Source organism: Actinophytocola sp., assembly GCF_009379765.1.
GTDB lineage: Bacteria > Actinomycetota > Actinomycetes > Mycobacteriales > Pseudonocardiaceae > Actinophytocola.
The window spans coordinates 20,034-31,611 of sequence record NZ_WHTD01000037.1; the positions used below are offsets into that span (position 1 = coordinate 20,034).

The 11,578-nt window shown below is 72.3% G+C and carries 12 protein-coding genes; 8 read left to right on the forward strand and 4 right to left on the reverse strand.

All coding sequences use genetic code 11. The features are described from left to right. Window positions 1-407: 407 nt before the first annotated feature. From GEV28_RS42290 to GEV28_RS13855, 3 genes are all read right to left on the reverse strand, one after another. A complete protein-coding gene (locus GEV28_RS42290; protein ID WP_367115100.1) occupies window positions 408-1,295 on the reverse strand; it encodes a molybdopterin dinucleotide binding domain-containing protein in 888 nt (295 codons plus the stop codon). Between the two features lie 294 nt (window positions 1,296-1,589). Then, window positions 1,590-2,543, reverse strand: a complete 954-nt coding sequence (locus GEV28_RS42295; RefSeq protein ID WP_367115101.1) for a molybdopterin-dependent oxidoreductase — start codon at window positions 2,541-2,543, stop codon at window positions 1,590-1,592. A gap of 25 nt (window positions 2,544-2,568) precedes the next feature. Beyond that, window positions 2,569-3,510: an oxidoreductase gene (locus GEV28_RS13855; RefSeq protein WP_291412373.1), complete on the reverse strand. Its 942-nt coding sequence runs from the start codon at window positions 3,508-3,510 to the stop codon at window positions 2,569-2,571. A 213-nt stretch (window positions 3,511-3,723) separates the two neighbouring features. Here GEV28_RS13855 and GEV28_RS13860 point away from each other — a divergent pair, with 213 nt between their 5' ends. The 3 genes from GEV28_RS13860 (at window position 3,724) to GEV28_RS13870 (ending at window position 6,189) form a co-directional block, all read left to right on the forward strand. Beyond that, window positions 3,724-4,653 carry an aldo/keto reductase gene (locus tag GEV28_RS13860; RefSeq protein WP_367115102.1) on the forward strand — a complete coding sequence of 310 codons (930 nt, stop codon included), beginning with the start codon at window positions 3,724-3,726 and terminating at the stop codon, window positions 4,651-4,653. 208 nt (window positions 4,654-4,861) lie between these two features. Beyond that, entirely contained in the window at window positions 4,862-5,359 is a 498-nt protein-coding gene (locus GEV28_RS13865) for a GNAT family protein (protein ID WP_291412377.1), read from the forward strand. Window positions 5,360-5,430: 71 nt separating this feature from the next. Beyond that, complete coding sequence (locus GEV28_RS13870; protein WP_291412379.1) at window positions 5,431-6,189, forward strand: SDR family NAD(P)-dependent oxidoreductase; 759 nt, start codon at window positions 5,431-5,433, stop codon at window positions 6,187-6,189. Between the two features lie 159 nt (window positions 6,190-6,348). On the opposite strand, the gene GEV28_RS13875 is transcribed toward GEV28_RS13870, so the two are convergent. Then, window positions 6,349-7,998, reverse strand: coding sequence for a TM0106 family RecB-like putative nuclease (locus tag GEV28_RS13875; protein ID WP_291412381.1), 1,650 nt, complete (start codon window positions 7,996-7,998; stop codon window positions 6,349-6,351). A gap of 84 nt (window positions 7,999-8,082) precedes the next feature. On the opposite strand from GEV28_RS13875, the gene GEV28_RS13880 reads away from it, so the two are divergent. The 5 genes from GEV28_RS13880 (at window position 8,083) to GEV28_RS13900 (ending at window position 11,559) form a co-directional block, all read left to right on the forward strand. Continuing rightward, window positions 8,083-8,556 (forward strand): DUF6474 family protein, encoded by a 474-nt coding sequence (locus GEV28_RS13880; protein WP_291412383.1) that lies wholly within the window; start codon window positions 8,083-8,085, stop codon window positions 8,554-8,556. 92 nt (window positions 8,557-8,648) lie between these two features. Next, the gene (locus tag GEV28_RS13885; protein ID WP_291412385.1) at window positions 8,649-9,053 is read left to right on the forward strand and encodes a hypothetical protein; all 405 of its coding nucleotides are present in this window, start codon (window positions 8,649-8,651) and stop codon (window positions 9,051-9,053) included. Then, window positions 9,050-9,229, forward strand: coding sequence for a hypothetical protein (locus GEV28_RS13890; protein ID WP_291412387.1), 180 nt, complete (start codon window positions 9,050-9,052; stop codon window positions 9,227-9,229). The genes GEV28_RS13885 and GEV28_RS13890 overlap by 4 nt, the downstream gene beginning before the upstream one ends. 13 nt (window positions 9,230-9,242) lie before the next feature. Then, window positions 9,243-9,923, forward strand: coding sequence for a response regulator transcription factor (locus GEV28_RS13895; RefSeq protein WP_291412388.1), 681 nt, complete (start codon window positions 9,243-9,245; stop codon window positions 9,921-9,923). Between the two features lie 235 nt (window positions 9,924-10,158). After that, window positions 10,159-11,559: a HAMP domain-containing sensor histidine kinase gene (locus GEV28_RS13900; protein WP_291412390.1), complete on the forward strand. Its 1,401-nt coding sequence runs from the start codon at window positions 10,159-10,161 to the stop codon at window positions 11,557-11,559. The last annotated feature ends 19 nt before the right edge of the window (window positions 11,560-11,578 follow it).

An 11,578-nucleotide genomic window follows, 5' to 3' on the forward strand; every position in this document is an offset into this window, starting at 1 on the left:
CGCGGTGTCGCCGGCGAGCAGCTCGCCCGGCGCCGACCACCGGCATGCCGAGGGCGAGCCACGCCGGCACCCGAAGGCCCCAGCGGTGGGTGAACGCGAGCGCCACGGCCACCGCGACGAGGTCCATCCCGGCGGTGACGGTGTTGAGCACGACCAAGCTGCCGTCCTCGGCCAGCTCGAGGTCGGTGATGCCGATCGTGGCGCCGGAGAGCCACGCGAGCTTGTGCGAGAGGTAGGGCAGGGTGCCGACGACGGCCGCGTAGCCGACGATCAGCCGGGCCACGCGCAGCCGGTCCGGCCGGGTCGGTCGGCCACCGGCGACGGTGTGGCCGGCCACGGTCGTTGTCATGCCACCAGGTTGCACGGCGAACGCACCGGACGGGTCCCGCCGTGGCGCGAGGGCTCCCCTACCTGAGAGGGAGATCCGCCGACGTCACCACGACCGGCACGCCGGACACCGCCGCGGTGCCCGTCAGCGCGTCGACGAGCCGCTCGTCGGTGACGTCGTTGACCGAGACCCCGGGGTGCGCGGCCGCCACCGACAGCCGCACACCGGGTCGGCCGTGGCCCCACCCGTGCGGCAGGCTCACCACGCCCGGCATGATCGCGTCGGTCACCTCGACCGGCACCTCGACCACCCCCGCCCTCGTCGCGAGCCGCGCGGTGGCGCCGTTGGTCAGCGAGCGGGCGGCCGCGTCGTCGGGGTGGATCAGCAGCGTGCACCGGTCGCGGCCCTTCACCAGCCGCTCACTGTTGTGCATCCAGGAGTTGTTGCTGCGCAGCTGCCGCCTGCCGATCAGCACCAGGCCGTCCCGGGTCGCGGTGAGCCGGCCACGCAGCCGCGGCAGGTCGGCGAGGTACTCGCGCGGCGCGAGGTTGATCCGCCGGTGCAGCCCGAGCCGGCCGGGCAGCCGGGGCTCGAGCGGGCCGAGGTCCACCCCGTGCGGTTGCTTCTCCAGCACCGCAAGGGAAAGTCCGCCCCGGCCCAGGCCGTACGGCCCGGTGCGCAGCCAGGTGTTCAGGAACGCGTCGGGTGGCATCCGGCGACCGAGCACCTTGGCCAGCAGGCCCACGGGCCTGGGGAACAGCCGGGCGGCCAGCTCGACGACGATCTCCCAGTCGTGCCGCTGGTCCGGGCCGCGCTCGAAGACCGTAGGCGAGTACTTGGCGACGTTGCGCACCGAGTAGGTCGCCATCGCGAGCTCGTAGTGCGACCGTTCCAAGTAGACGGTCGGGGGCAGGATCACGTCGGCGAACCGGGTGGTCTCGTTCAGGTACGGGTCGATCGAGACCATGAAGTCCAGTCCAGTCCAGTCCAGGCAAGGCACGCTCGAGCCGGGCACCGTTCGGGGTGGACAGCACCGGGTTGCCGGCGACCGTGACCAGCGCGTGGATCTGGCCCGCACCCGGCGTCTCCATCTCCTCGACGAACGTCGCTGCCGGCAGCTCGCCGGCGAACTCCGGCAGCCCGCGGGCTCTGCTGCGCCACTTGTCGAAGTGTCCGCGCTGGCCCACCATCCGCGCGACCGGCACCATGTCGACGGCCGGCGTCGTGAACATCGCGCCGCCCGGCTCATCCAGATGCCCGGTCAGCGCGTTGACGGCCACGACGAGCCAGGTCGCGAGCCCACCGAACTCCTGCGTGCACGTGCCGACCGACCGTAGAGCACCGCCCGCGGCGTCGCGGCCAGCGCGCGGGCCAGCCACCGCACGTCGTCGAGCGGAACCCCGGTGGCGAGCGCGGTGGTCTCCGGCGCGAAGTGCGCCGACGCCGAGCGCAGAGCGTCCACACCGGACAGGTAGCGGCCGAGCCGGCCGGTGCGCACCAGGTGCTCCGCGAACAGCACGTGGACCAGCGAGAGCAACAGCAACGCGTCGGTACCGGGCCGGAGGAACAGGTGCCGGTCGGCGAGCGCCGCGGTCTCGGTACGTCGCGGGTCGACGACCACGACCCGACCGCCACGCTCGCGGATCGCCTTGAGCCGGCCACGTACGTTCGGCGCGGTCATGATGCTGCCGTTGGACACCGCGGGGTTCGCGCCGAGGCACCCGAACAGGTCCGTGCGGTCGATGTCCGGCACCGGCATCAGCAGCTGGTGGCCGAGCATCAGCCGCGCGGCGAGCATGTGCGGCAGCGCGTCGACCGAGTTGGCGGAGAACAGGTTGCGGGTGCCGAGGCCGCGGAACACGAGCTGCCCGTAGGTCACCAGGCCGAGGTTGTGCACGGTCGGGTTGCCCTGGTAAACGGCGAGCGCGTGCTTGCCGTACTTCGCGCGAACCTCCCGCAGCCGCCGGCCGACGAGGTCGAACGCCTCGTCCCAGCCGACCTCCCGCCAGTCGTCCCCGGTGCGCACCACGGGGTGGCGCAACCGGTCCGGGTCGTCCCGCAGGTCCGCGAGCGCGGTCGCCTTCGGGCAGATGTAGCCCTGGGAGAACGGATCCGCCGCGTCGCCGCGGATGCCGACGACCCGGCCGTCCTCGACGGTGACCGCGATGCCACAGGTGGCCTCGCACAGCGTGCAGGAGTGGTAGTGGGTGCTCACGGTGCACCTCCCTTGCCGGCGAGGTCTACGGCGCCAGGCGGATCTCCACTCCGGTCAGCTCCTCGCTGATGTCCCACAGCCGCTTGGCGAGCTCGCGGTCGCGTGCCGCGTCGAGCGGTTCGACGACGGTCGGGAAACCCTTGGACTCGCCCCGCCCGTCCGGCCCGTAGAACTGGCCGCTCTCCACATCGGCGCCGGTCGCCGCGTACAGCTGTGGGAGTGCACCCATCATCGCGTCCTGGGCGAACAACTTGGTGGTGGCCTTCATCACCAGCTTGCCGACCCCGGTCGGGCCGGTGGTCTGCAGGTTGGTGGCCGAGTAGCCGGGGTGTGCGAGAACGCTGCGGATCGGGATGGTGTTGGCCCGCAGCCTGCGGTTGAGCTCCAGCGCGAACACCACGTTGGCCAGCTTGGACTGCGAGTAGTACTTGGTACGCGAGTAGTTCGACTCGCCGTGCAGGTCGTCGAAGTGGATCCGGCCGCGCTTGTGCAGTCCCGAGCTGACCGTGACCACCCGCCCGTCCTCGGACCGCACGAGCTTGTCCAGCAGCAGTCCGGTGAGCGCGAAGTGGCCGAGGTGGTTGACCCCGAACTGCAGCTCGTAGCCCTGCTTGGTGGTGCCGCGCGGCGGCATCATCACGCCCGCGTTGTTGATCAGCACGTCGACCTCCTCGACGGTGCCGGCGAACTCGCGGACCGAGTCGAGGTCGGCGAGGTCGAGCACCCTGACCTCGAAGTGGGCCTCCGGCTGCTCCCCGCGCAGCTCGTCCAGTGCGCGAATGCCCTTGCCCTCGTCGCGCACGGTGAGGATCACCGTGGCGCCGAGGCCGCCGAGGGCACGAACGGTCTCCAGCCCGAGCCCACTGTTGGCTCCGGTGACCACGAAGGTTCGGCCGACCTGGCTCGAGATGTGGTCGGCGATCCACGTCGACGCCGACGGTTTCTCGTCATCAGGTGCACTGCTCATGGCGCATAGCGTGCCTCACCGGCGCCCGATTCACACCGCGCCCCGGTGGTTCGGTCGCCGTGTCGCCGGCAGTGATGGCGGTCGACGGTATTCGCGGCGCGGCTACCGCACGGCGAAGAGCAGCCAATACCCACCGATTGGCAGCTAGATCGTGGCCAGTCGGCTTAGTAGGTTGATCGAGTGGAATTGCGTCACCTGGGTGAATCCGGACTGGTGGTCAGCGTCGTCGGGCTCGGCTGCAACAACCTCGGCAGGCCGGGGACGGCGGCGGAGTCGCTGGCCGGCTCCCGCGCGCTGATCGGGGCCGCGATAGACGCCGGGATCAACCTGTTCGACGTCGCCGACGTCTACGGCGCGCCGCGGGGCCGCAGCGAGGAGCTGCTGGGCCAGGCACTGTCCGGCCGGCGCGACCACGCGGTGATCGCCACGAAGTTCGGCGTGGACATGCAGGGCGCCAACGGTCCGGACTTCGGCGCGCGCGGGTCGCGTCGCTATGTCAAGCGCGCGGTGGAGGCGTCCTTGCGCCGGCTCGGCACCGACTGGATCGACCTGTACCAGCTGCACCGGGCGGACCCGAACACCCCGATCGAGGAGACCCTGGGCGCGCTGGACGACCTGGTGCGCGACGGCTTGATCCGCTACGCCGGGGTGTGCAACCTCGCCGGCTGGCAGGTGGCGGACGCGGCGTGGATCGCGCGCACCCACAACCTCTCCGCGCCGGTCGCCGCGGAGAACCACTACTCGCTGCTCGAGCGCGAGGCCGAGCGGGACGTGCTGCCGGCGTGCGACCGGTTCGGCCTGGGCGTGATGCCCTACTTCCCGCTGGCCAACGGCCTGCTGACGGGCAAGTACCAGCGTGACGTCGAGCCGCCGGCGAACGCGCGGCTGGCCGGCCGGACCCGGCTGCTGGCCGACGCGCCGTGGGACCGGATCGAGAAGCTCCGGGCGTTCGCCGAGGAACGCAACATCAGCATGGCGACGGTCGCGATCGGGTGGCTCGCCGCCCAGCGACCGGTCGGCTCGGTGATCGCCGGCGCGACCACTCCCGAGCAGGCGATGGCCAACGCCTCCTCCGTCCAGTGGCACCCGACCGCTGACGACCTGCTGGTCCTCGACGAGATCTGCCCGCCGGGTCGTCGCTGAGGGTGATATCCGGTCATCCCCCGGACGGACCGCAGAACACCACTGATGGCCGACGCGCCCGCGGCAGCCCTGCTACCAGGGTGTTTGTATGGAACTCCTCGCGGCGGCCGGTCTGTTCGTGCTCCTCGCCCTGCTCGCGGCCATCCCGCTCGTGCTGCTCCTGAATTTCGGTGGACGGCACCCGGATGGGAACGGCTAGCGTGCGTGGGTGCTACGTGGTGACCTGACCGAGCTGGTGCCGGTGCTCCCGGCACATGTGCCGGAGCTGCGGCGGATCCTGCACACGCCCGCGGTGGCCGTCCGCTGGGGCGAGGCGGACGCGGAGCCGGGCTGGCCGCTGGACGACCCCGAGGTCACGTGCTTCGCGGTGCTCGTCGACGACGAGGTGCGCGGGATGATCCAGTACGGCGAGGAGGACGATCCCGGGTACCGCCACGCGTCGATCGACATCTTCCTGGACCCGACCGTGCACGGCCGCGGCGTCGGCCGGGACGCGGTCCGGACCTTGGCCAGGCACCTGATCGAGGACCGCGGCCACCACCGGCTGGTGATCGACCCGGCGGCGGACAACGATGCGGCGGTCAAGTGCTACGCGGCGGTGGGCTTCCAGCCGGTCGGGATCATGCGCCGGTACGAGCGCGACCACGACGGCAACGGCTGGCACGACGGCCTCCTGATGGACCTGCTGGCGGGCGAGCTCAGGTGAGCAGCGCCACTCGGGACGGTGGTTGAACGCCCGTTAACCTCTCTTGCGGTAGCCGAGAAAGGGGAACGGGCATGCAGATCAGCGACACCGCGGCGATCGTGACGGGCGGCGCTTCCGGACTGGGTGGCGCGACCGCGCAAGCGCTTGCGCAGAACGGTGCGCGGGTGTTCGCGTTCGATCTGCCGGCGGCCATCGAGCAAGCCCCGTCGGTCGCCGGGATCACCTACGTCGCGGCGGACGTGACCGACCCGGACCAGGTCGCCGCCGCCGTCGAGACGGCGTCGGGCAGCGGGGTGCCACTCCGCGTGGTCGTCAACTGCGCCGGCATCGGCCCGTCCGCGCGCATCCTGTCCCGCAAGGGCCCACACGATCTCGGCCTGTTCCGCAAGGTCGTGGAGATCAACCTGATCGGTACGTTCACCGTGCTCACCCTGGCCGCGGCGGCCATCGCCGAGACCGAGCCCGACGAGCACGGCCAGCGCGGCGTGGCGATCAACACGGCGTCCATCGCCGGATACGAGGGCCAGATCGGCCAGGCCGCCTACGCGGCGTCGAAGGGTGGCGTGATCGGCCTGAACCTGCCGGCGGCCCGCGACCTCGCCTCCTCGGGAATCCGGGTGATGACGATCGCGCCGGGCATCGTGGACACCCCGATGCTGGCGACGGTGGGCGACGAGTTCCGCGCGGCCCTGGCCGAGGGCGTGACCTTCCCGAAGCGGCTCGGAAAGCCGGAGGAGTACGCGAGCCTGGCGCTGACGATCATCGCGCACGACTACTTGAACGGGGAGGTCATCCGCATGGACGGCGCCCTGCGCATGGCGCCTCGCTAGTGTCGTGAGTTCGAGGTTGTTTGACGTTTGCCGGGGATCCAGATCGTTCCTGGCGAGGCGGAGGGAATCCCTCGTACCGGGTCGTACTCGGGCTTTCCGCCAACGCCGCCAGCCGCCGCGCGGGCGCCGGAGGTGGTGACGAATCTCCGACTCAGGACACTAGAGGTCGCCGACATACGGGATCTGGTTGACCGCGGGCGAGGTCATCCAGCGGCGCAGGGTGAGGGTGGCGTGCACGTCGTCCTCGTTGTACTCGAGGAGCCGGCGGCGCTGCCCGTCGTCGGCCGGTGAGCCGTCCATGCCGACCGCGTCCCGGTACCAGCGCATGGAGTTCTCGCCGCTGGCCTCGGCGTCGCGCCAGGCGAACCCGGCCGCCGGGGCGATGGTCTTCAACCCCTTGCCCCGCGAGCACAGGAAGTGGTCGCGCACGCTGCCGAACAGGTCGAACCAGGCGTCGGAACCGATGAACGCCTGCACCTGCTCGGTGGTGGGGATGCCCGGCTTGCCGGCGAACCGCTTGGCCGAGGACAGCAGCCAGCGGTTCTCGGCGAGCTCGTTGTAGCAGTAGGCCCGGAAGCTCAGCCCGCGAGCGCTGGCGCGCAGGCGGATGAGCGTGAGCCACTGCCAGAAGGTCGCGAACGAGCGCGCCTCGTCGTCGGTGGGCAGCGGCTCCCAGGTGGCGAACGCACGGTAGCCGTGCGGCTCGCCGACATCCGCCCCGGACAACCACACGCCCCACAGGTAGGCACCGGAGTCGCCGAAGCTCTCCATGTCGACGTCGACCTCGACCTCGGCGCGCGGGACGCTGATCCGGGGGATGCGTCGCACGACCGTGAGGTCCGCGAGCCACGCCTTGGCCAGGCCGACCGCGTCGGTGAGCGGCATGCCGGTGGGCGGCAGGGAATCGTCGTCGGGGTCGAGCCGGGCCAGGTCGTCGACCGTGCGCACGCCCGCCGCCCGCAGCGTGCCCGCCTCCTCGCCGCGCACGACCAGGCTCACGTCGCGGGCGCCCTCCAGCTCGACCTGGCAGACCGGCCACCACGGGCAGGTGCGGCACTCGACGATGCGGGACGGCTGGGCCAGCGCCTCGCCGCCGGTGGCCGCGGTGGTGGCGATGGCCAGGCGGTCGGCGAAGCGGGCGTCGTACTCGGCGAGCGCGCCGCGGCCACCCGGCCAGCTGGGTACCTCGAGGTCGTGCCAGACCACCACGTCGCCGTCGAGCCCGACGACACCGCCCAGCGCGGAACCGTCGGACTGGCCACAGGCCTCGAGCAGCCGGTAGGAATGGGCGAGTTTGAGCTGGTCACGAGGTTGCGGGCGGACCCGGCGGGCGGGGTCCGCCCCGCGTGCGGACGGCACCGGGCTGGCCAGCGGCGAGGTCTGCGCGCCGGTGCCCGGGTCGCTGACCTTGTGCCGGACGACCAGCACCGGGACGTAGCCGCCCTCGGTGGCGACCAGCAGGTCGACGGCACCGCGGCGGCCGCCGGGATGATCACGCGGGAGCTGCGCGGCCCAGATGTGCGGCGCGCGGGCGGCCATCGCCTCGAGGGTGGCCTGCTCGCGCTCGGCGCTGCGGTGGCCGGCGCCGCGCGGGATCTCCGTCCAGCCCTCGCCGTCGACACCGCCGACCAGCCCGGCGATCTCGTCGGCGATGGACCGGCGGTGTGCCGTGGCGTCGGCCTTCCGCTGCTCGGCGGTGGGGTCGGGGGGCGCGGTGACCGTGCCGACCATGGTGGGGTCGTGCTCCAGGTGCACCCGTCGCCGGCACCGAGTCACCACGCCAGCGTCGAGCAGCACCGAAGTTGTCACGGTTCGCAGTTTAGGCGGACCCACCGACAGAACACGGCAGGTAGCCGGCGTGCTCCACGCCTCACTCCCAAGTAGGTTCTTCGCATGGCACTCAGGAAGCGCGCGGCGGACGTCGTGCCGGGCGATCCGCGGTTCACTCCCAAGAAGGCGAAGAACGCGCTCGCCGTGGCCAAGATCGTCGGGCCGGCCGTCATACCGGTCGTCGCGCCCTTCGTGCTCCGCGCGTTCGGCGAGGCCCGGGACCAGATCGACAGGATGCGCGCCCGCCGCATGGGCGTGGCGGTCGGTGACCTGGCCCAGTTCTCCGGCAAGGGCGGTGCGCTGCACGCCCGCATCACCGGCGCCGCCGAGGCGATCACCGAGCTGCGCGAGAAGCCGGACGCGACGGCCGGGGACCGGACGTTCGCCGACCGTTCGGAGACGACGCTGCGCCAGCTCACCGCGGCCGTGCGGGCGGCCGAGCGGATGCCGTCCGCCCGGCGCAGGGCCGCACACAAGGCGGCGGGCACCGAGCTGGACGAGCTGGAGCAGCGCCTGCTCACCCGACTGGGTCTCTGAAACCCTTACCGGACCCGAACACGAACCTGGCAACTCGCTCACATCCCACCGGCACAGTGGGTCTCGTCGGAAACATCCACGAGAGGAGCGACATGAACCGGATGTCCAGGGTCGTCATCGGCGGCGCGGTGGTCGGGACGGTGCTGCTCGGCGGCGCCGCGGTGGCCGTGGCCCAGGAGGACCCGTCGTCGTCGCAGCCGGCGCCGGTCACCATCACGTTGAGCCCGGAGCAGGTCACCAGGCTGTGCGACCATCGGCTGCCCAAGATCGAGAAGCGGACGAGCAAGCTGGTCGAGCGCATCAACGGCGGCGCGGACGTGCGGGGTTCGGCCGCCTGGCTGCGCGCGCGGGCCGAGAAGGAGCGTGGTGCCGGCCGCGAGACGTCGGCCGAGTTACTGGAGGAGCGGGCCGACCGCCGCGAGGGGCGGGTCGAGCAGCTCAACCAGGTCAACAAGTGGGCGGCCGACTTCCGCGCCGAGCACTGCGGGGCGAAGTGAGGCGGGCCCGGATAATCGCGCTGGTCGCGTCGTCCGTGCTGCTGCTGGGCGCCGGCTGCCGGGATGCCGGCGGCGGTGACTCCGGCGGTCCGGGCGGCCCGGGTGACTCGGTGGAGCAACGGTTCGACGACGTCGAGTCCACCTTGGACAGCATTGAGTCCGAACTGAACGAGTGACTCGAGGTGATGCATGCCGGATGAGCGAGGTCTGGTGCTGGTGGTCGAGGACGACGCCGCCATCGCCGACCTGGTGAGCCGCTACCTGCGGCGGGACGGCTACGGCGTGCACGTGGCCACCGACGGCGAGGCGGCGCTGGCGGCCGTGCGCCGCCTCCGCCCGGTCGCCGTGGTGCTGGATGTCGGCCTGCCGAAGCTGGACGGCATCGAGGTCTGCCGAGCGATGCGGTCCTCGGACGACTGGACCCCGGTCCTGTTCGTCACCGCTCGCGACGACGAGGTCGACCGGGTCCTGGGCCTCGAGTTGGGCGCCGACGACTACGTGACCAAGCCGTTCAGCCCCCGCGAGCTCGTGGCGAGGATCCGCTCGGTCCGCCGCCGCGCCACCGGCACCCCGGCCACCGAGATTCTGGAGCTCGCCGGCACGCGCCTGGACCTCACCCAACGCCGGGCCTGGACCGACGGTGTGGAGGTGTCCCTCACCTCCACGGAGTTCGACCTGCTGACCGCGTTGATGCGCCGCCCTCGCCAGGTGTTCGAACGCGCCCAGCTGCTGAGCATGGTCTGGGGATACGAGGCCGCCTCGGGCACCAGGACCGTGGACGTCCACATCGCCCAGCTCAGAGCCAAGCTGGGCCCGACCAGTCCCATCCGGACGGTCCGGGGCGTCGGTTACTCCGCGGACAACCCATGACCGCCCCGTTCCGCACGCGGGCGAGACCTGCCGTCCACGGAGTGGTCGTGACGCGGCCATCGTCGTTGGCGGTCCGAACCACCGCACCCGGCCCCGCCGTCGCCGCGGTCAAAGCGCCGGTGGCAGGCGACACCGCGCTTCGCTTCGTCACTACCGCACACCCGAAACCGACCCAACAGGCACCCGCCGACCAGCCAGTCCCACACGAGCGACACCTGACCCCCGCGGAGTCGCCGTGAAGCGGCCGTCGTCCTTGGCGGTTCGGACCACCGCACTCTGCCTCGCGGTCGCCGGAGTCATGGCGCTCGTCGCCGGCGGCATCGCGGTTCGACTCGTCAGCACCGCCTCCAGAGAGCTGACCCAACAGACACTCGCCGACCAGGCCGACGTCGTGGCCGCTCAGCTCGCCGACTCGCCGCGCATCGGGCGTCGCCTCCAGCAGATTCTGGAGGGGCAGGGGGTCTCGGTGGTTCGGCGCGGGGCGGGCGGGGGCGTCGTCGGGGACGACCCGGCGGCGGTGCAGGCGGCGCGCCGGGCCGGGATCACCCGGGTCACGGCGACCCGGCCGCTGCACGGCAGCGCCCGGGTCGGTGGGTCGGTCCTGCTCGTCGAGGGGCGGGTCATCGAGGGGCAGCGGGTGATCGCGCTCGTCGGGGAGGTCGCCACGGCCAAGGGAACCGGGCGGCGGCTGATCGGCAACGTGGTCTTCGCGCTGGGGATCGGGCTGCTCGTCGCGTCGGGGGCCGGGTGGCTGCTCGCTCGCCGGTTGGCCGGGCCGCTGCGGCGCACTGCGGCCGTGGCGTCGGCGATGAGCCACGGGCGGCGGGACCTGCGGGTGCCGCCGGAGGGCCCGCGCGAGCTGGTCGAGGTCGGTGAGTCGATCAACGCGCTCGCCAACGCACTGGCGCACAGCGAGGCCAGGCAGCGGGAGTTCCTGCTGTCGATCTCGCACGAGCTGCGCACGCCGCTGACCGCGGTCAGCGGGTTCGCCGAGTCGCTCGCCGACGGGGTCGTCACCGGCGACGAGGTGCCCGAGGTCGGCCGGGTCATCGGGCAGGAGGCCGGTCGGCTCAACCGGCTGGTGTCCGACCTGCTCGACCTGGCCCGGCTCGGCGCGGACGACTTCCGGCTCGACCTCGTCGATGTGGATCTCACGGTGCTCGTCGCCGAGTCGGCCCGGGTGTGGCAGAGCCGGTGTGCGGCCGAGGGTGTGCCGTTCTTCGTGGACGCGCCTGACCATCCAGTGCCCGTGCACACCGACCCGCGGCGGCTGCGTCAGGTGGTGGACGGGCTCGCGGAGAACGCGCTGCGCGTCACGCCCGCGGGCGCGCCGATCGTGTTCGCGCTGCGCGCGGTGCCGGGCGCGGCGGTGCTGGAGGTGCGCGACGGCGGGCCCGGACTGTCCGACGAGGACTATCAGGAGGCGTTCGCGCGGGGCGTGCTGCGCTCGCGCTACGCGGGCGTGCGACCGGTCGGCACGGGGATCGGGCTCGCGCTGGTGCACGGCCTCGTCACCCGCATGGGCGGCGCCGTCGAGGCAGGCCCGGCGCCGGAAGGCGGCGCCCGCTTCACGGTGACCCTGCCGCTGGCCCCACCCGGCGACCAGGTCACGCAGCCGCTGCCGGTGGCCCGCTGAACCGCGGCGTCGGCCGGCG

What these genes read in the sequence shown, in the direction of transcription:
- GEV28_RS42290 (WP_367115100.1), bottom strand. Translation starts at nt 1,295, where the DNA reads ATGGTCTCGATCGACCCGTACCTGAACGAGACCACCCGGTTCGCCGAC.
- GEV28_RS13855 (WP_291412373.1), bottom strand. Translation starts at nt 3,510, where the DNA reads ATGAGCAGTGCACCTGATGACGAGAAACCGTCGGCGTCGACGTGGATC.
- GEV28_RS13870 (WP_291412379.1), top strand. Translation starts at nt 5,431, where the DNA reads ATGCAGATCAGCGACACCGCGGCGATCGTGACGGGCGGCGCTTCCGGA.
- GEV28_RS13880 (WP_291412383.1), top strand. Translation starts at nt 8,083, where the DNA reads ATGGCACTCAGGAAGCGCGCGGCGGACGTCGTGCCGGGCGATCCGCGG.
- GEV28_RS13885 (WP_291412385.1), top strand. Translation starts at nt 8,649, where the DNA reads ATGAACCGGATGTCCAGGGTCGTCATCGGCGGCGCGGTGGTCGGGACG.
- GEV28_RS13895 (WP_291412388.1), top strand. Translation starts at nt 9,243, where the DNA reads ATGCCGGATGAGCGAGGTCTGGTGCTGGTGGTCGAGGACGACGCCGCC.